The sequence below is a fragment of the Lacibacter luteus genome (genome assembly GCF_004118265.1).
GTDB lineage: Bacteria > Bacteroidota > Bacteroidia > Chitinophagales > Chitinophagaceae > Lacibacter > Lacibacter luteus.
This window is the reverse complement of the sequence record NZ_SDHW01000002.1, coordinates 355,783-379,067: the sequence shown is the minus strand read 5'-3', so window position 1 is coordinate 379,067 and position 23,285 is coordinate 355,783. Positions and strand designations below refer to the sequence as shown.

The following is a 23,285-nucleotide window of genomic DNA, read 5'->3' as shown; positions in this document are numbered from 1 at the left end:
GAAAAGAGGAAAGAAGGTTGTTCGCTTTGCTCACAAGGAAGAAACAGGGTCACAGATGACACAGATGAGTTGTTCGCTACGCTTACAATATTGTTTCACGCAGTGGGCACGGAGAATGCAGAGGTGAAGAGGAATTGAGGTTTTGGCTCTTGAATTTTGTTTTTTGGACATTGGTTTTTCTTCTTATTCTCTGCTTATATCTTTGCGTCTCCGGGTCTTAGAGGTTCAAAAAAAATTATGACAGAAGCAGTAAAAATTATTCATAAAGCGTGGGAAGGATACGACGCCACCAAGAAGATTGCCCATATAGAAGAGATCAGCGCCATGGTAAGTACCAACCATGTGTACCGTATTACATTCGAAGATGAAGATATCGTCATTGCCAAGCTTTCTTATTTCGGCAAGTACGAACATTTTAAAGAAGATCACCGCATCATCCATACACTTTCCAACAACTTATTGTACCCGTTCGAAAACCTGCTGGCAAAATCGTTGCTGAAGAACAACCGGGTGTACACGTATCACTACCGCACAAAGAAAACAGAGGCATGGGTGGTGTTTTACAATCCTGTACGTGTAATGCAGCGCTTACCTAAACGACTGGACGAAAAGCTTATCCGCAAGTTTGGTCAGCAGATCGGGAAGTTTCACAAATCATGTTCGAGGTTGCGGCATATTTTACCCAAATCATCCAAAACATTGCGTACCGATATTCATACGTTGATGGATATGATTGAGGACGATGAAAAACAATTCGGCACAAGGGCACAGGCCGATCTGGTGAAGTATCATTGCGAACAGTTTTTAAAGAACCGCTTAAAAACAAATGCAGCTTCGTTTGAAACGATTCCCGTTTTTATTGATTGGAATATCGGCAACTTCTCTGTTACAGATAAGCTCGAACTTTATTCACGTTGGGATTATGATTGGTTTCGCATGAGCAGCCGCATGATGGATTTTTATTTCTTCAGCAGAGTGGTGAGTGATGCAGGCGACAGAACCGTGTTCAGTTATTATATTAACACAATGATGGAAGACCGCTTCATCATCTTCCTTGAAGAATATCATAAAGTAAATCCGCTTACTGCAGATGAGTTGCGTTTCTTAAAAGAGGGCTACCGTTTCTTTATTCTCAATTATGTAATTAAAGATGGCAGTCATTTCTTCAGCGATCAGTATGCAAAAAAACTGCGTGCAGAAGCTTATGATATTTACCTGCCTTCGGTTGACAGAGACTTTGATGCAGAAAAATTGATCAAGGCACTTAAAATAAAAGAAGATAAACCTGTAAAGAAATAACACCGTACACTAACACTTAAAATCAACAACGGCATGTTTTCAGTTCAGGACTTTAAATCGGTAGCAGATAAGTACAAAGTAATTTTTTTCGACGCCTTCGGCGTAATAAAAAGTTACAATGGTTTAATACCCGGCATGGATAAAACTTTTGCTTATCTCGAAGAGCAGGGAAAAGAATACTACATTGTTACAAACGATGCAAGCCGGAGTCCGCAGCAACTGGCGCAAACCTATCATAAGATAGGGTTAGATGTTATTCAGCAGGAGCGTATTATTTCGTCGGGTATGCTGGCAAAAGAATATCTTGATCTGAAAGTGAATGACGGTATTGTTGCCTACCTCGGTACCGAAAGTTCAGCGCACTATATAGACAGTTCGGGTTTGCATACCTTGCCTGTGAGTGCAATTACACAATACAACATTGACCAGGTTAATGCATTGGTGTTGCTGGATGATGAAGGCTTTAACTGGTTTGATGATCTGAACCGTACTGTAAATATTTTACGCAAGCGCACAATTCCTGCAATTGTAGCTAACACCGACCATATTTATCCCATCAGCGGCAGTAATGATGTATCTATTGCCATTGGTGGTGTGGCGACAATGATTGAAAGTATAGTAGGCAAAAAATTCATTCGTTTTGGCAAACCCGATTCGCAAATGTTCATGTTTGCATACGATCTTTTACGTGAACGCAGCAGCGCACCTATCAGCAAAAAAGATATTTTAATGGTGGGCGATACATTGCACACCGATATACTTGGCGGTAATAAATTTGGATTGGATACTGTGCTTGTACTCTCCGGTAACACTTTGCCCGACGATGCTGAAACACGCATCCGTGCAACGGGTATTGTGCCTACTTATGTATGTGAATCGGCGGGTGTGTAAAACAAATAAGTTTTGAAGAACAATTGTTCAGTGTTGCTATAAACTAAATAGTAAGCACAATCAATTCTTCAACTCCACTTTTGGTACAGGCTGTAACGTGCAATCGTGTTTTGCAGCATCACGACTGATGTTCTTAAATCCTTTTTCTGCATCAAGGTTGGCAAAGCTTTGATTGCTGTTATTGCGGATGCAGATCTCAGCAGGCGATTTACTATCTACAATACCATCATACTGAATATGCGGTACATTTTTTCCAAAGCGTAGTTTAAAGCGATACATCTTCCCCATTCTTCCCTTGCCTGTTGCCCGTACATTTTGCCTTTCGTAACTGTTGTTGTAAATATTGATCTGCGACGGAAAAGGATAATACGATGAATCCTTGATCGGGTTCTCGGTAATGTAATAACTCACAACAGCCGTACCAACGGTGATGTTGTTGATGATCTTATTTTCAAACACATCTACATGATTGGTAGCAAGGATCATCACTCCCGTTCCCTGTGGTACTTTGCCCACAATATTTCCTTTGGGTGCAAAGTTGATATGATTGTTATGATGCACATTGTTGCGATACACCCGTACATAACCACCTTTCTTTTGTACAAGATCGGGTAAATCGAAAATTAAAATGCCACCCGTGTTATTGGTTGCTTCGTTATCATACACATCTGCATACAACGAATTTTCAATTTCAATACCTGCCACATTCTCTGTTGCTTTTGAATTGCGGACAATGATATGTTTGCTTTGTCCCACATAAATACCGGCATCACTTGCGCCTCTTGCTTCACAACCATCGATCAACACATTGCTGCATTGCACAGGATATAAACCATACGCACCGTTCTTGCTGTTGGCACCACGTGTCCATTCTGCTTTCACTTGTTTGAAAGTAATACCATCAACATACTGTGTCTTCACAGCATCACCTTTTGTATCCTGCACTGTTACTCCTTCCAGGATAATGTTTTTTCCATTGGTGATCTTTATTCCTTCAGCGCCATCTATCTGTCCCGTAAAATTGAGAATGGTTTTATCCATTCCTTTTCCTTTGATGTGTACATTCTTTTTTCCATCGAGCCACAAACTTCTGCTGAGTTGGTATGTCCCTTCTGGTAATTCGATGGTTGAATTATCTGTTGCTGTTACAAACAGGCGCTGCAGTTTCTTTTCATCATTATCCTGTGCGTTGACAGTTGCAAATGAAACCAATAAGATTGTGGTTAGGCTGAAATGAATTTGGCGAAGCATAACAAGTGTATAAGGTTGTAAACAAAATACAAATTCTTTTCAATGCGTGAAGTGCTTTCACTAACTTTCATTTCTTAAAAAGTTTGCTATGTCATTTAACGGAAAAACAGTTTTCATTACCGGTGCATCAAGAGGCATTGGTAAAGCCATTGGTTTAAAACTGGCGAAAGAAGGTGCTAATGTTGTTGTTGCAGCAAAAAGTGTAGAAGAAAATCCAAAGCTTGGTGGTACAATTTTTTCTGCAGCGGAGGAAATGACGGCAGCAGGTGGTAAAGGATTAGCTATTCAGTTAGATATTCGTTTTGAAGAACAGATACAGGCAGCCGTTGAACAAACAGTAGCAGCTTTTGGCGGCATTGATATTCTTATTAACAATGCATCGGCTATTTCGCTTACGCCAACAGAACAAACCGAAGCCAAACGTTTCGATCTGATGCACAGCATTAATGTGCGTGGTACTTTTCTTATGACGAAAGCCTGCATTCCGCATTTACGCAAAGGAAAAAATCCGCATATACTTACTCTTTCTCCGCCTGTTCATTTAAAACCAAAATGGCTGGCGGGTCATATTGCATACACACTCACCAAATTCAACATGAGTATGATGACGCTGGGATGGGCAGAAGAGTTGAAGAAAGATGGTGTTGCAGCAAATGCATTGTGGCCACGTACAACGATTGACACCGCTGCTGTTCGTAATTTGTTAGGTGGTGAAGCATTGGCAAAGATGAGTCGCACGGTTGATGTGTTGGCTGATGCTGCCCATTTGATCCTCAGCAAACCATCGAACAGTTGCACCGGTAATTTATTTATTGATGAAGAAGTTTTTGCTGCAGAAGGAATTACTGATTTAAGTAAGTACAGTGTAACACCGGGAGGAAAATTGTTTACCGATTTATTTGTGGACTGATAAACCACGAAGGCGCTAAGTCACAAAGATTCACCAAGCCTTCTTTGTGATCCTTCCTGTCTTCGTGACTTTGTGGTTCAAAAAAATGAAATACATACTTATACTTTTTTTATTCGCCGCATGTAAAACAAAACCAGCCATGCAAAACGACGATGTAAAAACACATGCTTTCCGTTTAAAACCGGGACAGGATCTGAAACAGGAAATTCAATCGTATGTGCAGCAGCATAACATTGAAGCCGGCTGGATCGTTACCTGTGTGGGCAGTGTTACGCAATACCATCTTCGTTTTGCCAATCAGCCGGAGGGAAATAAAGCAACCGGTCATTTTGAAATTGTGAGTTTGGTTGGTACCGTCAGCATAAATGGTTCACACCTGCATATGAGTGTGAGTGATAGTACCGGCAAAACCATCGGCGGGCATTTACTCGACAGTAATCTTGTTTATACCACTGCCGAAATTATCATTGGCGAAGGCACGCAATTGATCTTTACAAGAGAGAAAGACGGCACTACGCCTTGGGAAGAGTTACAGGTAAAACCAAAGCAGTAAGCATGTTGAGCCGTTTACAATCCATCAGTATTTTTTATGCCGCAGCGTTACTGCTGTTCACTTTTTACTGGGCACATTATTATCCAACTTACAGCGGCCATACAAAGGGCGAAGAATTGTTTACCGCATTAGTGGTGTTTGTTTTTCTCACCTTTTTCTATTTTTTAGTTTTGCAGTTGACTGTTGAGCGAAACAATTGGGCGCTGGCTTTGTTCCTGCCGCTCATTAATGCAATCGTTACGTTTCTAATTACCGTAGTCGTTTTATGGCTGGGTTCGCTTGATGGAAACCCGAAGGAAGATATTTTGATTTTTGGCGTGACATATACATTACTTTCGGCTACGGCAGGATTGGTGTTGTGGAATAAATAATTAAAATAAATAAATTTTATGGGCTGGAAAGGTTCAATGATTATTATACAAGATCCTGGTAATGTTCGGGATGATAAAAAACTGCTTTCCGCACTGGGACTTGACAATTACACTTTCTCAGAAGAAACATTGTTAGATGAATGTTTATATCCCGATGATAATAGCATTAATATTGGCTACTTTAATAACACGATTATTATTTGTGATGGCTTTCAAATCATTGACGATTTCATTAACGATGTTACTACTTATAAAGAAAGACAACTAATTTCTATTTATCCCGAATCTGAAATTTTATCCATTGCTTTTTTAAGCACAACAAATTTTCATGGTTACTCATTAATTGATAAAGGACACAAAGTAAGAGTGAAAGCAATTGACGCTGATAATGGGAAGATTTTAGATGGAGGTGAATTCTTATCAGAAGAAATTGTGCTTTATAATAAAGGCTTCGTTGATGGCAATACAATGTACTGGAGTTATGAAGATTTACCTGATGATAAATTTGAAGAAAACCAGCTACTGGAAGATTTCAGTTTTGAAGTAGCTAAACGTTTGCTCGGTGTTCGTATTGACGCAGACGAGGGAGATCAGTTATTGTTTGAAACGCCTTTTAAAAAATACTTACCATCGAATCAATTAGTTTCAAGCAATATTAGTTCAATGAGAGGCAAGTGGACCGGTTACTATGAGTACGGACCTCTATATGGAGATGAGCTTTATGGTAAGAAGGTGGCGTTCAATTTAGATTTAAGCGATATAGACGATGGTACATTTGAAGGGGAATGCCAGGATTTAGAAGGAGTTGGTTCACAAAAAGGGTTTGCGAAAATAAGTGGATTCATTAACGATAACTTTATCTCTTTTACTAAAGAATATGTTTCAGCATGGATGGTTGATGAAACCAGCGAGGAGTTGACTGATCACAAAGTTCTTAATTCTCAGTTGGCATATAAAGGCACATACAACTCGTTTAAACATGAATTTACAGGGGAATGGGAAATTAATTCAAATATCAAATTCCCAGACGGGTCCAGCTCTGAGCAAATTGACTATGGCATTTGGTCTATGAAAAGAGGGTAAGCTAAAGCTTACCCTCTTTATAAAAAATCATTCCTTTTACTTCAACACATCCTTCGGCACTTCTCTTTCCAATAAGTTTTTATAAATGAACAACACTATTTCATTTTGCGAATGCAGTTGCTGATTTCCAGGCCAGCCGTGACGGCCACCAGGGTATAGCATAAACTCAAAATGTTTTTTCTTTTCCTGTAGTTTCTTAATGAGCTGCATACTGTTTTGCATATGTACGTTATCATCCATTGTTCCATGATAGATACGCAGCAAACCTTTGTATTGATCGATATAAGTATAAACCGAAGAAGATTTATAACCTTCAGGATTTTCTTTTGGCGTATCCATAAAACGTTCGGTGTAATGACTATCGTACAAACTCCAGTCGGTAACACTACCACCTGCCAAGCCATGTGTGAAATAATCAGCACCATATGTAAGTGCGTATGCACTCATATAACCACCATAGCTGAAACCACTGATGGCAACTTTGTTCTTATCAACACTTGCGTTCTCGATCAGCCATTTTACAATTGTGATCCAGTCTTTCATTTCCCAGTAACCAAGGTTGCGGTGCATGTAGTTGATCCCTTCTTTACCAAAGTGGCCGCTTGCACGATGATCCATTGCCACCTGTATCATCCCTTCTTTTGCCCACCATTGTTGCTGCATATTTAAACCCCAGCCATCATATACTGTTCCTGCGTTCGGACCACCATAAATGCTGATCATCACAGGATATTTTTTGCTCTTATCATAATTCACCGGCCATACTATACGCAAAGGCAGATCATATTTGCCATCTTCACTTTTCACACGCAACAATTCTGTTTTTGCCAATGCAGTTGTTGCAAAGGCTTCACCTTTTGCATTGCCTAACTCACGCAACTGTTTTCCTTTATTATCAACCAATGCCATTACATCGGGTGTAGCAACATTGGAGTAGTTGGTAATAAAATATGTTCCGCTTGGTGATACACGAATGTTACGATGGGTGAACTCACCAAAGGTTAAACGCTGTAAACCGGTGCCATCCATTTTTACTTTGTACAGATCGTAACGGGCACTGTTGTCTTTACGACAAGTGAAGTAAACAAGCTTGTTCTTTTCATCGATCAATGTAACATCGGTAACCGTAAAGTTTCCGCTGGTGATGGCATTGATGCGTTTACCGCTCATGTCGTGCAGGTAAATATGATTCCAGCCTGTTGCATCACTTTGCAGAATGAATTGTTTTCCGTTTTTCAAAAAAGTGATCCGGTTCTGATCATCGAGATCAACCCATGTTTTTTGTGTTTCATCGTAGATCACTTTCTTGCTTCCATCAGCCAGGTTCATTTCATACACTTTCAGATTGTCTTGTGTACGTGGCATCCACTGGATCCACAATGCACTGCCATCGGGTTTCCACAAAGGCATACCAAAATACTGATCGTCTTTCTGATTAAAATCGGCCCACACGGTTGAACCTCCTTCTGCTGCCACCACACCAATCTTTACTTCAGGATTTTTATCGCCCGCTTTTGGGTAACGGGTGCGTTCAATAAAACCATGCTGTCCTTCTTCGCTGTAAATCGGAAACATCGGCACTTCGCTTTCATCCATGCGCATGTAAGCGATCTTCTTACTGTCGGGGCTCCACCAAAAACTTTTGTAACGGCTTGCACGGCCGAGAATTTCTTCGAAATACACCCAGCTTGCAAAACCATTTAAGATCACGTCGGTACCATCGCTGGTGAGTTGTGTTTCTTTTTTTGTTGCAAGATTGATCGTGTACAGATTGTTGTTACGTGTAAACGCTACAAACTGTTTATCGGGCGAAAGAACTGGATTCTTCTCTTCGTCTTTATTATTGGTGAGGCGTGTTTCTTCGTTCGCCATTTTCAGGTACAGATCATTTCCTTTGTTGATGATCTCGGGAACAACCACCATGGTTGTCATAACAGAAGAAGTGTAATCTGTTTCCTTACCTGTTTTTACATCGTGCAGGTATTGTTTGCCATCACGACGGATAACAAAACTGTTATCGCCGATCCATTCAACAAACTGCGGAAGTGGTTTGGTTATTTTTTGTGCTGCTCCTTTGAGCATCTGGTCTGTGGTTAATGCTGTTTGAGCCGAAGCGCCAAATGCAGCCGCCACAAACAACAGAAAGAATCCATTTTTTCGCATGCGTTATTTTTTAAGGGGATGAAGATAATTTTTTTGGGGAAAGTAACAGGCGCATTGGGATGAATGGAATAAAAAAACCGCAGTTATTGCTAAGTGCGGCTTGAGTTAATTAATTCAGTAATAAACTTCGACAATACTCCAAAATTATCAGGCTGGGTATTCCCTTCGGTATAACCATAAACTATCGGATCTTTTTTTCCGTCAGCTTTAAAGTACCAAAACTGGTATCCTTGATGCATGATAAAAACAAAGTCATCAGGCTCTAAGAAATTTATCACACTATTATCTGCTAAAAGCTCTTTTGCAAATTTTTCTAATTCCAAATAATGATTCGGAAGATCTGAACCAATTAGTTTCTCAGGAATACCAATTGAACAAGACCTATAAAAATCCTTATATAAGTCAGGGAGAATTATTCCTTTTGTCTGCTCAATATTTGATATTGTATTCAACCTTTAAACTATTCAACCGTTTTCTCCGGTCTCATCATCGGGAATAATAACACATCCTGGATAGAAGGTTGGTTCGTCATCAACATCACCAAACGATCGATACCGATACCAATACCACTTGTTGGCGGCATACCATATTCCAACGCACGGAGGAAATCATAATCAATGAACATCGCTTCATCATCACCACGTTCTTTCAGTTTTACCTGGTCTTCGAAACGCTCACGCTGATCGATAGGATCGTTCAACTCACTATATGCATTCGCTACTTCCTTACCATTTACCATTAATTCAAAACGCTCCACCAATCCTTCTTTGCTGCGGTGCTTCTTGGTAAGCGGACTCATTTCAATCGGGTAATCAATAATGAATGTTGGCTGAATACATTTTGCTTCACTTGTTTCACCAAACAATTCATCGATCAGTTTGCCTTTACCCATTGAAGCATCCACATGTATATTGAGTTGTTTGCAAACAGTGCGTAAGCCTTCTTCATCCATTTCACTCACATCAATGCCTGTGTTTTCTTTAATAGCATCGAAAATAGAAAGGCGTTTGAACGGCGCTTTAAAGCTGATGGTTTTATCACCCACCTGTACATCGGTTGTGCCATGCAATGCAATGGCAATACGCTCCAGCAGATTCTCCGTTACATTCATCATCCAGAAATAATCTTTGTACGCTGTGTACCATTCCAACACGGTAAACTCAGGATTGTGAGTGCGGTCCATCCCTTCGTTACGGAAATTGCGACTGAATTCATACACCCAATCGAAACCACCAACGATCAAACGTTTTAAATACAATTCGTTTGCAATACGCATGTACATGGGTACATCCAATGCGTTGTGATGTGTGCTGAACGGACGGGCAGCTGCACCACCAGGAATGGTTTGCAACACCGGCGTATCTACTTCAAGTGCCCCATGCTCGTTCAAATATTCACGAATGGTATTGATAAGGATAGTGCGTTTTACAAACGTGTCCTTCACTTGCGGATTAATAATAAGATCGGCATAACGCTGACGGTATTTGAACTCAGGATCAGTAACCGCATCAAAAGTTTGGCCTTCTGCTTCCTTCACAACCGGTAATGGCTTCAACGATTTTGTAAGAACGGTGAGTTCTTTTACATGCAGACTTGTTTCGCCTGTTTTGGTGGTGAACACATAACCCTTCACACCAATAATGTCGCCAATGTCCAATAACTTTTTAAACACCACATCGTACAATGTTTTGTCTTCGCCGGGGCAAATATCATCTCTGCGTACATACACCTGCAAGCGACCATGACTATCCTGCAACACAGCGAAGCAAGCCTTCCCCATATCACGCACGCTCATAACACGGCCTGCAATACAAACATCTTTGTATTCTTCCTTTGTGTCTTCATTAAAGCCGGCCTTGATGGCGGTTGAATAATGCGTAACCGGGTATAATGGTGCAGGGTATGCATCAATTCCCAGTTTATTTAACTCAGCTAATTTCTCTCTGCGGATAAGTTCCTGTTCGCTCAAATGTGTACTCATAACGATTGGTTGATAGGAAGCCTGCGTTTCTTGGCTTCATTTTAACAGCCCGCAAAATTACCGTAAGAAGAGCAAACGGGCAAAGCAAGTATCTTCGGCATAAATTATGCAACGTTTTGCATTGAAAAACCGTTTATTAATGAAAACAATCGAACAGATGAAAAAAATGTTCCTCTCTCTTGCCCTTTCGGCATTCCTTTTAAGTTCTTGCGAAGTATTAAGTCAGTTACCAGGCAGCATACCCGGCTCAACAGGGGTTACAGAAGCTGAGGCTGGTCAGGGTATAAAAGACGCATTGGGCCAGGGTTTAACCCGTGCAGTAGCTAATCTCAACAAGACCGATGCTTTCTTCGGCAGCGATTTCTATAAAATTTTACTGCCGCCCGAAGTGCAGAAAGTTGAGCGTACGTTACGCAATATCGGGTTGGGTAATACTGTCGACAAAGCCATTCTGCAGATCAACCGTGGTGCAGAAGATGCAGTAGGTTTTGCTACACCCATTTTTGTGAATGCCATTAAGCAGATGACCATTACCGATGCCATCAACATTATTAAAGGACCAAAAGATGGTGCTACAAATTACTTCCGTCAAAAAACAACAGAGCAATTGATCGCAGCCTTTTCACCTGCTGTTAAAAACTCATTGGATAAAGTGGAAGCAACAAAATATTATGGTGATTTGGTGAATGGTTATAACAGGTTGCCTACCACCCGTAATAAACTCAATCCCGATCTTACAGCATATGTTGTAGGTAAAGCGGTTGATGCCTTGTTCGATCAGATCGCAAAAGAAGAACTGGAGATTCGTGAAAACCCGGTGAAACGTACTACAGAAATTATGAAGAAGGTGTTTGGTGCTGTGTGGAAGTAAACTAAGAGTTTGAAAAAGATAAAAAGAGGGCTGTACTTGGTGCAGCCTTTTTTTATTGCTGTTGCTCACACCTGCCCGACTGTCGTCATTCAGGCGGGGATTGCACGGATTAACACAGATAATGCATGTGATTTGTTTTTTTCTCTGTGTTCTCCGTGAACTCTGTGTGAAAAATTAGTGTGAGCGAAGCGAACAATCCTCTTTTACTTCTTCTCCTCCTTTAAACTCTTCGTTCTCCCCTTCACTTCATCATACTTTGCTTCATAATCTTCACGCATGGTACCCATCATTCTATCCCAGAACAAAAAGTATAAGCCATAATTACCGGTGAAGTATTGGTGATGCTGATTGTGTGTTGTGGAAGTGTTGATCCACCTGCCGATCCAGGTACGTTGAAAATTTTTCGGGAACAACTCCCAACCCAAATGACCATATACATTGTAAAACATCTGGAACAAAAAGAAGAACAGGAGATGAAACTTAGTAACGGGAATCGTGTAAAGCAGTACAACTAAAATTCCTACTTCCAACACTCCTTCCAATGGATGAAATGCAAAAGCAGCCCACGGTGATGGGTTGGTACTCTTGTGATGAATAAGATGAAGTACACGAAACAGTTTGGGATGATGCATGAGCCGGTGAATCCAATAGAAATAAGTATCGTGTATCAGTAACATCAATGGAAAGGCCAGCCAGAAATACAATTGTCCATTCTGGTTGATGGCTTTGTAAAAAGTAGTGTGTTGTCTTATTTCCTGCCGACCCAAAAAGAACCAGGCCACAAATGAAAACAGGAACATTGTAAAAAGTGAAAAGAATATTTCCCGTTGGTAATCTTTTCCTGATGGGAAACGCAGCTGAATTTTTTTAAAGAATATGCGTTTACGCAACAGCACATACCAGAAAAGGAACGCAACTCCTGCAATGATGAGATACCTCGATCCGATAATGAAGAAATAAGAAAACCAGGTTTGAACGGCGTGGGGCATGCTTAAAATTAATTGATGAAATTAAAAGCAAGCTTTGTTTTGAAAGAATTAACAACTCCTGTAAAACTATCTTTTATTTATTCTGGAGCGAAAACGATCGTATAAATTTTTCTGCCCGTTAATGAAATAGCTTTTTTTCTTCAGCATTTTCCAGATAGCTGAGCCAAGAAACAAAGGCGACAAAAGAATAATAAAGTTCCCGTCGCCAAGTCCGTTACCAAAAACAGGAACAGCACTGGTTATCATTAATACAAGGCCTGCGATACCAATTAAACCCAACAGCAGTTCAGGCCAAAAGCTGTTGTCTTTCATTCTGACGGAAGCGACGTTTTTATAGGAAACGATAAGTTGTTGATAAAACACACCTCTTTTTGCATCCTTCCGTGTTCCCGGAGATATATAGAGTGAATCGGCTGTTGCATATTGCAAATGACCATCAATGTATTTCCCCTCCATCGTAATTACCTTTACCTGCCGGCCTAATGGAATTGTTGTGTCCTGCAAAACAGATAAGCCCATTGAGGAAGAACTGTTCAGAAAAACGAAAATGAATAAAAGGAGTCGGAGATACATAAGCCTTATAATGTACCTCTAAGCTATTATGGGTTTATGACAGCTCCTAATTGTTGTTTGCGAATCGGAAAACAAAGCTTTGCAGTTTTTGCAGAAAGCTCAAAACAGAAACAGTAACACAATTGCTTTGTGCAATTAGCTGTCGGCAAGTAGCACCTGCCATGCTTCATTTACTTTTCCTGCGTCGAGCAACTCTTTTGCATATTTGTGCAGCTCCTTATCCATTTCATCGGGGTTGATGGAAAAATACTGGATGATATTTTTGAGTTGCTCGTCTTCGAATGTTGCATCAACAGCCGGGTATTCATGCACATTGGCTAATTGACCAAGATTGTTGCCTGTTAAGATATTGCTGTTGCGGATGGTTTCGGGCAATGCATCAATACCAATACCAAGCTGGGTATTGGGTTTGGCAACATGAAACAGACTATGTTCATCAACCTTGCAATACCAATCGCCGCCGAGGCGTGCAATATGATGCAGCTTGCGTTGGTCGATCATGGTTGACTCTGCGTTGAGAATATTTTCGTCAACATGCATACGCAGCACTTCACAAATAACAAGATTGCCTGCGCCACCTTCGCTGCCCAATGGTTTTACTTCAAGCACTTTGCACTCCATCTTCACCTTGCTTTCTTTTACCATTGGTGGTTTCACCAGCGTTGCAGCTTCCTCTGTAAATCCAGCTTTTATAAATTCATTCACCTCTTTTGGAAATTCACAGCTTGCAAGGCTCACCTGCTGCACCATATCATAATCCACGATGTTGATGACCACTTCCGGCACTTCCAATACATTCTGCAAAGTATGTTTGGTAGTATTATCTCTTACCCTGCGTGCAGGCGAAAAAACAACTACCGGCGGATTAGATGAAAACAAATTAAAAAAACTGAAAGGACTCAGGTTTACATTTCCTTCTTTATCAATAGTTGATGCAAAACAAACAGGACGAGGCGCAATAGCATGTTGCAGCCATTGTTGTTTTTGCATGGGAGTTAGTTGTGAGAGATCAATAATCATATTCGTATTTTCCAACCGCAGAGAAATGAGAAGCAAAGAATGCGCAGAGTTAAAATCCATGCACAATTCTCTTAAATCCATCCTTCAACAGCGGTACATTAAAGTTAATAAGGTAACCAAGTTTTTTATTGGCGAGTTTCAAATAGGTGATCAATTGAGCTGTATAAACAGGGTTCATTACTTCAACCGACTTGATCTCAACCACTATTTCATCTTCAACTAACATATCCATTACATATGCTTTTCCCAAAGAAATATCCTTATACATTAATTCAACGGGAATTTGTGCTTTCACATTTACTCCTCTTAAAATTAACTCTCTCGCAAGTGCAAGTTCATAGGCGCTTTCCAACAATCCCGGACCAAGTTCCCTATGAACTGTAATAGCAGCATCGAGTATAACAGCTCCCAGATTGTTAAGGTGTTCTTTGGTATGCATAGTTTAAATTTTCTCTGCGTTAGCTTCTTTTCTCTCTTCTCTGCGGTTGGCTTACTTCTTCTTCGCTAAAATCGAAAAATCATCTTCCTCTCTCACCATTGTATTACTCAATCGTCCCAAGCCATCAATTTCCATTTCTACTACATCATCTTCCTGCAACCATTGTTCAGTATAATTTGGATCGTTGAGTTTGCCGGTGCCGTTGAGTTCTAAGAAACAGCCCGTGCCAACTGTACCACTACCGATCACATCACCGGGATAAAGATCAACACCATAGCTTGCACGTTCAATGATCTCTGCAAAAGTCCAATCCATTTGTGCTACATTACCAGCACTCACCTGCACACCATTGACCCAACATTTCATAGTTAAGTTCCAGTTGAGACCGACATGGTTTTCTTTTGCAGGTACAACAAACTCTTGCAACTCATCCAATGTTACCAACCACGGACCAATGGCTGTGGAGAAATCTTTTCCTTTCGCCGGACCAAGATTCAGCAACATCTCTTCCATCTGTAAACGTCGTGCACTCAAATCGTTCATGATCATCAAGCCGGCAATGTATTGATCAGCCTCTTCTGCACGGATATTACGTCCATGTTTGCAGATCACAATGGCCACCTCTAATTCAAAGTCTAGCTTTTCAAAATGATCGGGCATACAACGCACATCACCCGGACCTTGTATGCTGTGATGATTGGTAAAATAAAAAATGGGGTATTGATCAAACTCGGCGATCATATCCACCTTACGGTTTCTTCTTGCAGCTTCCACATGCTGACGAAAGGCATAACCATCTCTGCAACTCGGTGGCATAGTAACAGGTGCCAGCAATTGTACTTCTTCGATCTTTTGCACGTAGCCAGCTGTTAAGCGTCCTTCCTGTATGGCTTTGAAACTTGCTTTCGCCATTTCAATATATTCATCCCAGTATTGCAAAAACATATTCATACTGGTAGGAAGATCGGGATGCAGGCTATCCATATCGTACACAAGTCCATTGTGCAAAACAGCTAATTGTTCGTGTTCGTCTTTTAAGTAGGAGATCAATTTCATGCAAGTCAATTTTTGAAGAAGGCCAAAGGTAGAGAATCTCGTTTCACTTTAATGTTTCAATTACATTTGCTTTCTATGATTACTTCTATCAACGATTTCAAAAATGTTTTTTTCATTGGTGTGGCCGGCACGGGTATGAGCGCTATTGCGCAATACTTAAAAGGGGTTGGTAAAGAAGTAAGCGGGAGCGACCGTTATTTTCATCCCAACGAACCCAACGAAACAAAAGAAAAACTGGAAGCAGAAGGCATCCTTTGTTTTTTGCAGAACGGAGAAGGTATTACCAATGAAACAGACCTGGTAGTTGTATCAACTGCGGTGGAAGATACTGTTGAAGAAGTGATCAAAGCCAAACAGCTTAACATTCCTATCATCAAACGTGCAGAGTTGCTGGCGGCTATTGCAAGAAGTAAAAAGACCATTGCTGTTGGCGGCACCAGTGGTAAAAGCACCACCAGTGCAATGTTGTTCGATATTCTGCAACATGCAGGTTTACAGCCCAGCATCATCAGTGGTGCTGGCTTAACAAGCATTATTAAAGAAGGAAAGATCGGCAATGCAAAAGTGGGCAGTGGTGATTGGCTGGTGATAGAAGCTGATGAAAGCGACGGCAGCATTGTGAACTACACACCAGAAGTTGGTTTGCTGCTTAACATTGATAAAGACCATAAAGAAATTGATGTACTGATGGATGTATTCGATCAGTTTAAAAAGAATACCACACAGTTTTTTGTGGTGAATCAATCGCATGCACTGGCAAAGAAATTATCAGCCAATCCTGCACATAATTTTTCTGTTGATGCAGATGATGATGCGGCTTTTCATGCAAGTAACTTTAATCAGGAAGGGTTTACCATTTCATTTGACATTACAAACAGCGGAACCTCCATTCACCACTCACCATTCACCATTCACTCCGTAGGTAGACACAATATGGAAAACGCCCTCGCCGCAGCAACCGTTGCCAATCTTATCGGTGTTCCGTTAAGCACTGCAGCCGAAGCGTTGAAAACATACGAAGGCATTTATCGTCGCCACCAGATCATCGGGCAAAAGAACAATGTATGGCTCATCGATGATTATGCACACAACCCTGCAAAATGTGCTGCAAGTATTGAAGCTTGTCAGCCATTGGCGAAAAAAGTAATCGCTTGGTTTCAGCCACATGGTTACGGACCAACAAAATTTCTGCGAACAGATTTTGTGGAAGAGATCAGCAAGGCGCTTCGTCCGCAGGATGAAATCTGGATGAGTGAAATTTTTTATGCCGGTGGTACGGCTGTAAAAGATATTTCCTCTAACGACCTTATTACCGATCTCAAAGCAAAAGGAGCAAATGCATTTTTTGTTGAGAACAGGAACGATCTTGTTGAAGCATTACAGCCTCACTTTACCGAAGACTGTGTACTGCTGCTCATGGGTGCACGTGACCCTTCTTTGGAACAGTTTGCAAAACAGGTATGGGAGAAACTTTAGATGATGTCTGATTTCGGATGTACGATTTTGGATTTCTCTTGTTCCTTGAGGCTTGTGCCTTCTTCTTGGATTTTCTTTATTCTTCTTAAAATTTCGTTGCATCTGACCAATATCAGCTTCAGTTGAAACGCTGTTGGCCGAATTGGCCTAAATTTGTGCCGCTTACAACTGAGTATTGTAAAAAAGGCAAACATGAAGATGAATATCGATACGCCGATTCCTATTGTGGATGGCACAACCATTACACGTAAAGAGTTTACAGAAAAATATTTGAAGCCACAGAAGCCGGTTATCCTGCGTGGTTTGTGGAAACAATATCCTGCTTACGAAAAGTGGACAATGGATTATTTCAAACAATCCATGGGCGATATTAAAGTGAAACTGTTCAGCACCAAGAAAGCAAACCCCAGCGAAACATTGAGCGTGGCGCATGCGGAAATGAAGTTCAACGAATATCTTGATCTCATCGAAAAAGAACCAACCGATCTGCGTTTGTTCTTATTCCCCGTGTTTAAACACAAACCCGAACTGTTGAAAGATTTTGGCTATCCAAAGATCACCGGTCGTTATATCAAAATTCCATTCATGTTTTTTGGTCCAAAGAATTCGGTGACCCGTATGCACATGGATATTGATATGAGCAATGTGTTCCTCACACAGTTTGCAGGTAAACGTCGTGTGGTATTGTTCCCTCCCGATCAAAGCGATTTTCTGTACCGTCTTCCATTCAATGTGCATGGTTTGGTTGATATTGATAAGCCCGACTTTGAAACCTATCCTGCCATGCAATATGCAAAAGGTGTTACAGGCTATCTCGAATATGGCGATACCTTGTATATGCCAAGCGGTTACTGGCATCATATTGAATATGCAGAAGGAGGTTTTGGTTTATCTGTTCGTACTATCGGTGCAAGTGTTGGTACTATCTTAACCGGTTTATGGAATGTAAGTCTGCAACGCAAGTTCGATGACATTATGTTCAAGATACGTGGACAGAAATGGTTCAATTATAAAAAGCAACTGGCGTTTAAACGTGCAGACAAAGCAATGCAGCGTATAAAATAATTATACATGTTTTTAGTAAAAGGTTGTCACTCGACAACCTTTTTTTATTTTAACAGACTGCCTCGTTTTGAATAAGGGAGAAATACCTCTTAATGGGTATCGGCACATAAACAGATATGTTTTATTTTTAAACACCATGTACCGCCGCATCTATCTATTTACCGTCCTCGCCCTTTTCTCAGCCACAACACAGCATCTCTTTGCTCAACAAAATGCAAAGGGCTCTTCCGAAGAAGAAGTGGCTGCGGCAGGAGGAGCAAAAACAACCCATGCAATTATAGTAGGCGTTTCCGATTACGATGCGCCACGCTTACAACTGAATGTTGCAGATAAGGATGCAGCTTTGTTTGCCCGCTTCTTACTTGAAACAAAAACAGTGAGCAAAGAAAATCTACAGCTGCTGCTCAATAAAAAAGCCAATAGTGCTGCAGTGAACGCTGCCATCCGTTCTTTACTAACCAAAAAAATGAAACCGGGCGATGAAGTGATCTTTTACTTTTCCGGTCATGGTGATATTCAAAAATCAAAAGACACTGCCAATGCAGGTGGCTATATTGGCTATCTTCTTTGCAGCGATGTAAACATTGAACGGGCTTACACCGGTGCACAGGGCACACTCAGTTTTAAAGATCTGAACGATGTTGTTTCAAAACTTTCGCAAAGTAGTATACAGGTAAGTATTGTGTTGGATGCCTGCCACAGTGGTCAAACAGTTAATGAAGAAGGTGCAAACCTGTTAAGTGAATCTGCTCTTACTTCTTTCCGCAACACCATTCGTTATTTAAGCTGTGGCGCCAATCAACGCTCTTTTGAAAGTGAGTTGATCGGACATGGTTATTTCACTTTTTATCTCGTGCATGGAATGATGGGCGCTGCCGATAACAGTCCGCTCAACAATAAAATAAATGTGAACGAACTGAATATGTATGTGTACAACAACGTATTCCAGGAATCGAAAGAATTACAGGAACCAAACATTGGTGCATCATCGGGAGGTAAAGTAGTAATGACGGTATCTCCTGCAATGAAACTGATTGCATTCGATAGTCTTCGGTTAAATGCAATGCAGGAAATTAAAGAATCGAACACAACAGCAAGATCAATTGTTGTTGAACCCAACGCAGGTTTAACAACATTAACCACAGCACAACAAGACTTGCTGAACAAGTTAAATAGCGCTCTAAAAAACGAACAGCATAAAGAAGCAATTACATTTTATACTTCGTTTGTAAAACAAAAATCGTTTCCTGCCGATTGGTTGCGCTTCATTAAACTGAAACTTGTACAACAGCTATCAATTGATCCACAACAGGCAGTGAACACTGTATTGTTAGGTAATAACAATCAGCCATCTGCTTCATATTTTATGGCAGCGGCTGAAAAAAGTAAACTGCTGTTGTCTGTGCTGGACAAATCAGATTATGAACACAAGATCTATTACATCTATGCCCGCTATCTTGAATCGTACTCTTACCTGCGTGGGAAGAATTACAAAATGTACCCTGTTGCAAAAAAATTATTGCAGGAAGCATTGGCAGCAGAACAGGATGCTGCATTTGTGTTGCATGCATTAGGACTTGTTGCAGAATACCAGGATAATTTTCCGCTGGCTGAAAAATATTACAGGCAGGCGATTGAACTTATTCCAACATGGACCTATCCACGAAGTAGTTTGGGTAATGCCCTGCGGAGCCAGAACAGAGTTAACGAAGCGATTGCTGTGTTTAAAGAAGTGATCAAACTTGCACCGGCATTCAGCTGGCCTTATAACAATCTAGCAAATGTTTATTACGATCTGAAGCGTTACAACGAAGCAGAGCAGCTCTATAATTATTCTATTAAAATTGATTCGGTTGATGCTGCTACAGAATACAGTAATCTTGGTTTGGTTTTTAAAGACCGGGGAAATATTAAAAAAGCAGAAACATTTTTTACCAAAGCCATTCATGCCGACAGTAACATGGTGTATGCGTATCATCATCTTGCAGAGTTGTATAAAAAGATCAATGCAAAACAAACCAACGACCTGTTGATACAGTCTGTTAATCGTGAACCTTATTTTGCTGAAGGGCTTACAGAGTTGGCCGATTATTATCGTGAAGGACCATTGCTGCAGGAATGGAAACTGGCCGACAGTTTATACCAGGCAGCCATCAGCAACAATCCCTATTACACCTGGGCATATGCAGGAAAAGCATGGGGCAAAGCACAATTGAAAGATACGGCTGAAGCAATCCGTTTGTTTAAAGAAAGTATTCGCATCAACGAAGACAAACCTTCAGCATATGCTTACTATGGAAGATATTTTCAGTTAACGAAGAACTATAAACAAGCCATCAGTTGGTATAAAAAAGGACTAGCCGTTAGCCCATGGTATTGGGAGAACTATGAATGGATGCATGAATCATGGCTGAAACTGAATAAGCCCGACAGTGCATTAGCTATTTTGCAACAGGCACAAAATTATTTCGGTCAGAATCCAGATCTCTACAACCTGCTTGGCAATTTTCATTATGCAAACGGCAACTTTACAGAAGCAGCCTTGCAATATGCTAAAGCATTGACTGCCGACAGCAGTTATGCAAATGCCTACGGTAATCTTGCCTATACATCGCTTGAAATAAATGATTTTGCAAACGCTGTTCGTTATTTCAAGAAAGCACACGATAACGATCCGCTATTGTTTTCGATAAAAGATATTTCGCTTGTATTGATTGATAAAGCCGATAATCTTCTGCTCGATCAAAAACAGGCAGAAGCACTTTCATTGCTTTCGCTTGCAACTACTTTTATTCCTGCAAGTCAAAGTGATCTCTACTTCAAAACAGCATCGTTGTATTATATCAACGGGGAATACAAAAAAGCAATTCCGTTGCTGGAACAACTATTGACACAACAGGATCTTACAGCAGGTTATCGTTACCGTTTTATGCAATTGCTCGGTTGCTGTAAAATTGATGAAGGTAACTATTCAGAAGCAGCGAAGTTGTTTGAAGCATCACTTACGCAAACTAGCAACCCTTCTTATCTCGGGCTTGCTGCTTCTTTGTTTGCGGCAGGGCAAAAAGAAAAAGCAGCGGAATGGTTGACGAAAGAAAATAAAAACAATCCGAACTGGCAAAATACAAACAACTGGAGCAGGCAATACAGTAAAACAACTATTCAATTATTACAACAGTTGAAACAATTACCATAACATGATTCGTACAAAACAGGTTTTAACTGCCTTGCTGTTTTTTATAACAGTATCAGCAACGGCAGGCGTTAACATTAAAAACGGGAATTTTTATATTTCATATACCGATCATGATCTTGCACGCTTCAACGGTATGGAGATCATGCGTACCTATAATTCCAAGTCGAGTGAAAAAGGTTTGTTTGGTATTGGATGGGGTTCAGAAATCGAAACAAGACTGTACATGATCGGTGATGGTCATGTACTCATTAAAGAATTTGGCGCAGGTTCGCCCAACCAGTTCTCTCCGGCTGAAACAAATGAAGCACTCATTACGCAATGCATCAATCAATTGGTGAAAGCAGCATTGCAAAACGAAGACATTGAAAACAATCCTGCTGCCATTAACCAATTTCGCAGGGAAATGCGAAACAACCTGGAAGCACGTTTCCGCAAATGGTTATTTTATACAGATGAAGGTTTGTTGAAACCACCTGTAATTACTGAATATTCAAAATGGGAAAGCCAGGATCTTGGCTACCAGCAACTCACAAAAACAACTGCTGGTTTCAAACGCACAAACGATGATGGCAGTTACGATCTGTTCAACAACAGGGGTTTGTTTATCGGTCGATATAAAGCCGATGGTCGACTTGTTTACAGCATCAGTTACAATGCTGCAAACCGTATTGCCCAACTAAAAGACAAAGGCGGCAACATTTTTACTTTCACTACAAATAAAGATGGCAGGGTTATAAGCATTAAAAGCAGACAGGGAACTTCATTTTATTGGTACGAAGGTTTGGCGCTTGTTAAAACAAAAGACATTGCCAACAATACCTATCGCCATAGTTACGATTCATCTTTTAACATGACGGGTATTCATTATACAAACGGCGCCAGCATGCTTATTGAATATGAAACCACTACTTTCTTCTGCAAAAAAGTTACAGAGCCAAATGGAAATGTAAGTATGTACGAATACAAAACTTTTTTTGATGCAGAAGGAAATGTAAACGACAATCATTATGCAACACTGGTTCTTTCATTACCAAAAGGAAGTGTAAAAGCTGACAGTGCTTATTACGAATACGAGATCAGGGATAAACCGGATGGCAGTTCTTATATCTATCACTTCATTTATAAAAAGAACAGTGAATTATTTGAAGAGTTGAACAATGAACAATGCGAAATGCCCGATCATGTTTTAAAGGCGAATATGAAACATCTTTACACTTACAACAGCAATTGTATTCCTGTTACCTATGAAAATGATACAATATTGGTAAAGGCTGAGATCGATACCGCATGGAACAAAGCCAGTCGTATGCTTACAACCGACAAACGCACCAACAGCACAAAAGAAAAAAAGATAACGTATAACAGCAGTGGCAATCCGGTAAGGATGCAGGAAGATACCGTTACAACCACAATTACTTATTCAGCCAGCCAGAAAGTTACACGCATCAAACAAGGGCAAACTGAATTGATTTATAAATACGATTCATTCGATCAGTTGTCAACTGTTACGTCAACCGGAACAGGTGAGTTGTTATTTGTGTACGATAAGGAAGGAGCATTGCTGCGTAAAGAATCAAAAAAAGGAAAAGCAACTGCAGATGTTATTGAAGCAGCTTATAACAGGCTTGAAAAATATATTGCTCAAACGGGTATTCTGTTCGATTACTGATCATCGTATTTATACAGCTTGCATAAAAAAGCCCTTCAGGTTTAGAATCTGAAGGGCCTTATTATTAATGAGTGTTGTTAAGCTCCACGCTGAGCGCCACCTACATGTTTGCCGGCGCTGCTTGCCGTTTTTGTATTGGCCTTACCACCACCTTTCGGGGCAATAAACATTGATTTGTTACCTGCAGGTGCGTTTTTCTTTTTATCCTTTTTGTTTTTTCCGGTATTGAACAGCGACATAGCAATAAATTTTAATGATGAAATGTTCCTGTGTTTAACAGAACTGTGAATATACCGATTCTTTTTCTCTTGCAACGAAGTGGATAAGAAGCTAGATACAGGGTTCAAGACACGAGGAACAAGAAACCGGCAACTTGTAACCCGTAACAAATCATAAATCCTCCATCCTGAATCAGACATCTTCTTCTCT

21 protein-coding genes are annotated in these 23,285 nt (G+C 40.5%); 11 read left to right on the top strand and 10 right to left on the bottom strand.

The annotated features are described in order from the left end of the window. Positions 1-237: 237 nt before the first annotated feature. Together ESA94_RS09305 and ESA94_RS09300 are read left to right on the top strand one after the other, a co-directional pair. Positions 238-1,299, top strand: a complete 1,062-nt coding sequence (locus tag ESA94_RS09305; RefSeq protein ID WP_129130612.1) for a hypothetical protein — start codon at positions 238-240, stop codon at positions 1,297-1,299. A 33-nt stretch (positions 1,300-1,332) separates the two neighbouring features. After that, on the top strand, positions 1,333-2,190 hold the full coding sequence (locus ESA94_RS09300; RefSeq protein ID WP_129130611.1) for a TIGR01459 family HAD-type hydrolase: 858 nt from the start codon (positions 1,333-1,335) through the stop codon (positions 2,188-2,190). Between the two features lie 60 nt (positions 2,191-2,250). On the opposite strand, the gene ESA94_RS09295 is transcribed toward ESA94_RS09300, so the two are convergent. Next, the gene (locus tag ESA94_RS09295; RefSeq protein ID WP_129130610.1) at positions 2,251-3,441 is read right to left on the bottom strand and encodes a parallel beta-helix domain-containing protein; all 1,191 of its coding nucleotides are present in this window, start codon (positions 3,439-3,441) and stop codon (positions 2,251-2,253) included. Positions 3,442-3,529: 88 nt separating this feature from the next. On the opposite strand from ESA94_RS09295, the gene ESA94_RS09290 reads away from it, so the two are divergent. From ESA94_RS09290 to ESA94_RS09275, 4 genes are all read left to right on the top strand, one after another. Beyond that, positions 3,530-4,351, top strand: a complete 822-nt coding sequence (locus tag ESA94_RS09290; protein ID WP_129130609.1) for an SDR family oxidoreductase — start codon at positions 3,530-3,532, stop codon at positions 4,349-4,351. Positions 4,352-4,490: 139 nt separating this feature from the next. After that, entirely contained in the window at positions 4,491-4,904 is a 414-nt protein-coding gene (locus ESA94_RS09285) for a PPC domain-containing DNA-binding protein (protein WP_205755945.1), read from the top strand. Positions 4,905-4,906: 2 nt separating this feature from the next. Continuing rightward, positions 4,907-5,275 (top strand): hypothetical protein, encoded by a 369-nt coding sequence (locus tag ESA94_RS09280; protein WP_129130607.1) that lies wholly within the window; start codon positions 4,907-4,909, stop codon positions 5,273-5,275. An 18-nt stretch (positions 5,276-5,293) separates the two neighbouring features. After that, positions 5,294-6,358, top strand: coding sequence for a hypothetical protein (locus ESA94_RS09275; protein WP_129130606.1), 1,065 nt, complete (start codon positions 5,294-5,296; stop codon positions 6,356-6,358). Positions 6,359-6,394: 36 nt separating this feature from the next. On the opposite strand, the gene ESA94_RS09270 is transcribed toward ESA94_RS09275, so the two are convergent. From ESA94_RS09270 to lysS, 3 genes are all read right to left on the bottom strand, one after another. After that, a complete protein-coding gene (locus ESA94_RS09270) occupies positions 6,395-8,521 on the bottom strand; it encodes a S9 family peptidase (protein ID WP_129130605.1) in 2,127 nt (708 codons plus the stop codon). A gap of 89 nt (positions 8,522-8,610) precedes the next feature. Further along, positions 8,611-8,973, bottom strand: coding sequence for an SMI1/KNR4 family protein (locus tag ESA94_RS09265; protein WP_129130604.1), 363 nt, complete (start codon positions 8,971-8,973; stop codon positions 8,611-8,613). Positions 8,974-8,981: 8 nt separating this feature from the next. Beyond that, positions 8,982-10,502, bottom strand: a complete 1,521-nt coding sequence (gene lysS, locus ESA94_RS09260) for a lysine--tRNA ligase (protein WP_129130603.1) — start codon at positions 10,500-10,502, stop codon at positions 8,982-8,984. Positions 10,503-10,641: 139 nt separating this feature from the next. Here lysS and ESA94_RS09255 point away from each other — a divergent pair, with 139 nt between their 5' ends. Next, entirely contained in the window at positions 10,642-11,373 is a 732-nt protein-coding gene (locus ESA94_RS09255; protein ID WP_129130602.1) for a DUF4197 domain-containing protein, read from the top strand. A 203-nt stretch (positions 11,374-11,576) separates the two neighbouring features. Here the strand turns inward: ESA94_RS09255 and ESA94_RS09250 are convergent, their stop codons facing one another. The 5 genes from ESA94_RS09250 to ESA94_RS09230 all read right to left on the bottom strand — a co-directional run bounded on the left by ESA94_RS09250 (position 11,577) and on the right by ESA94_RS09230 (position 15,450). Next, positions 11,577-12,362 (bottom strand): sterol desaturase family protein, encoded by a 786-nt coding sequence (locus tag ESA94_RS09250; RefSeq protein WP_129130601.1) that lies wholly within the window; start codon positions 12,360-12,362, stop codon positions 11,577-11,579. A gap of 66 nt (positions 12,363-12,428) precedes the next feature. After that, entirely contained in the window at positions 12,429-12,881 is a 453-nt protein-coding gene (locus ESA94_RS09245; protein WP_129130600.1) for a hypothetical protein, read from the bottom strand. 189 nt (positions 12,882-13,070) lie between these two features. Beyond that, entirely contained in the window at positions 13,071-13,925 is an 855-nt protein-coding gene (locus tag ESA94_RS09240; RefSeq protein WP_240671020.1) for a flavin reductase family protein, read from the bottom strand. 79 nt (positions 13,926-14,004) lie between these two features. Then, the gene (locus ESA94_RS09235) at positions 14,005-14,394 is read right to left on the bottom strand and encodes a GxxExxY protein (protein ID WP_129130598.1); all 390 of its coding nucleotides are present in this window, start codon (positions 14,392-14,394) and stop codon (positions 14,005-14,007) included. Between the two features lie 51 nt (positions 14,395-14,445). Next, positions 14,446-15,450 (bottom strand): fumarylacetoacetate hydrolase family protein, encoded by a 1,005-nt coding sequence (locus tag ESA94_RS09230; protein WP_129130597.1) that lies wholly within the window; start codon positions 15,448-15,450, stop codon positions 14,446-14,448. A gap of 75 nt (positions 15,451-15,525) precedes the next feature. Between ESA94_RS09230 and ESA94_RS09225 the strand changes: the two genes are divergently transcribed. From ESA94_RS09225 to ESA94_RS09210, 4 genes are all read left to right on the top strand, one after another. Beyond that, entirely contained in the window at positions 15,526-16,926 is a 1,401-nt protein-coding gene (locus ESA94_RS09225; RefSeq protein ID WP_129130596.1) for a UDP-N-acetylmuramate--L-alanine ligase, read from the top strand. Between the two features lie 192 nt (positions 16,927-17,118). Next, on the top strand, positions 17,119-17,991 hold the full coding sequence (locus tag ESA94_RS09220) for a cupin-like domain-containing protein (protein WP_129130595.1): 873 nt from the start codon (positions 17,119-17,121) through the stop codon (positions 17,989-17,991). 136 nt (positions 17,992-18,127) lie between these two features. Next, positions 18,128-21,187 carry a tetratricopeptide repeat protein gene (locus ESA94_RS09215; RefSeq protein WP_129130594.1) on the top strand — a complete coding sequence of 1,020 codons (3,060 nt, stop codon included), beginning with the start codon at positions 18,128-18,130 and terminating at the stop codon, positions 21,185-21,187. Position 21,188: 1 nt separating this feature from the next. Beyond that, a complete protein-coding gene (locus ESA94_RS09210) occupies positions 21,189-22,856 on the top strand; it encodes a DUF6531 domain-containing protein (protein ID WP_129130593.1) in 1,668 nt (555 codons plus the stop codon). Positions 22,857-22,933: 77 nt separating this feature from the next. Here the strand turns inward: ESA94_RS09210 and ESA94_RS21405 are convergent, their stop codons facing one another. Then, positions 22,934-23,095, bottom strand: a complete 162-nt coding sequence (locus ESA94_RS21405) for a hypothetical protein (RefSeq protein WP_158637397.1) — start codon at positions 23,093-23,095, stop codon at positions 22,934-22,936. Between the last annotated feature and the right edge of the window lie 190 nt (positions 23,096-23,285).

Excerpts from the sequence above, each read along its gene's own strand:
- ESA94_RS09305 (WP_129130612.1), top strand. The coding sequence starts at position 238 with ATGACAGAAGCAGTAAAAATTATTCATAAAGCGTGGGAAGGATACGAC.
- ESA94_RS09300 (WP_129130611.1), top strand. The coding sequence starts at position 1,333 with ATGTTTTCAGTTCAGGACTTTAAATCGGTAGCAGATAAGTACAAAGTA.
- ESA94_RS09295 (WP_129130610.1), bottom strand. The coding sequence starts at position 3,441 with ATGCTTCGCCAAATTCATTTCAGCCTAACCACAATCTTATTGGTTTCA.
- ESA94_RS09290 (WP_129130609.1), top strand. The coding sequence starts at position 3,530 with ATGTCATTTAACGGAAAAACAGTTTTCATTACCGGTGCATCAAGAGGC.
- ESA94_RS09285 (WP_205755945.1), top strand. The coding sequence starts at position 4,491 with ATGCAAAACGACGATGTAAAAACACATGCTTTCCGTTTAAAACCGGGA.
- ESA94_RS09280 (WP_129130607.1), top strand. The coding sequence starts at position 4,907 with ATGTTGAGCCGTTTACAATCCATCAGTATTTTTTATGCCGCAGCGTTA.
- ESA94_RS09275 (WP_129130606.1), top strand. The coding sequence starts at position 5,294 with ATGGGCTGGAAAGGTTCAATGATTATTATACAAGATCCTGGTAATGTT.
- ESA94_RS09270 (WP_129130605.1), bottom strand. The coding sequence starts at position 8,521 with ATGCGAAAAAATGGATTCTTTCTGTTGTTTGTGGCGGCTGCATTTGGC.
- lysS (WP_129130603.1), bottom strand. The coding sequence starts at position 10,502 with ATGAGTACACATTTGAGCGAACAGGAACTTATCCGCAGAGAGAAATTA.
- ESA94_RS09255 (WP_129130602.1), top strand. The coding sequence starts at position 10,642 with ATGAAAACAATCGAACAGATGAAAAAAATGTTCCTCTCTCTTGCCCTT.
- ESA94_RS09250 (WP_129130601.1), bottom strand. The coding sequence starts at position 12,362 with ATGCCCCACGCCGTTCAAACCTGGTTTTCTTATTTCTTCATTATCGGA.
- ESA94_RS09245 (WP_129130600.1), bottom strand. The coding sequence starts at position 12,881 with ATGGGCTTATCTGTTTTGCAGGACACAACAATTCCATTAGGCCGGCAG.
- ESA94_RS09240 (WP_240671020.1), bottom strand. The coding sequence starts at position 13,925 with ATGCAAAAACAACAATGGCTGCAACATGCTATTGCGCCTCGTCCTGTT.
- ESA94_RS09235 (WP_129130598.1), bottom strand. The coding sequence starts at position 14,394 with ATGCATACCAAAGAACACCTTAACAATCTGGGAGCTGTTATACTCGAT.
- ESA94_RS09230 (WP_129130597.1), bottom strand. The coding sequence starts at position 15,450 with ATGAAATTGATCTCCTACTTAAAAGACGAACACGAACAATTAGCTGTT.
- ESA94_RS09225 (WP_129130596.1), top strand. The coding sequence starts at position 15,526 with ATGATTACTTCTATCAACGATTTCAAAAATGTTTTTTTCATTGGTGTG.
- ESA94_RS09220 (WP_129130595.1), top strand. The coding sequence starts at position 17,119 with ATGAAGATGAATATCGATACGCCGATTCCTATTGTGGATGGCACAACC.
- ESA94_RS09215 (WP_129130594.1), top strand. The coding sequence starts at position 18,128 with ATGTACCGCCGCATCTATCTATTTACCGTCCTCGCCCTTTTCTCAGCC.
- ESA94_RS09210 (WP_129130593.1), top strand. The coding sequence starts at position 21,189 with ATGATTCGTACAAAACAGGTTTTAACTGCCTTGCTGTTTTTTATAACA.
- ESA94_RS21405 (WP_158637397.1), bottom strand. The coding sequence starts at position 23,095 with ATGTCGCTGTTCAATACCGGAAAAAACAAAAAGGATAAAAAGAAAAAC.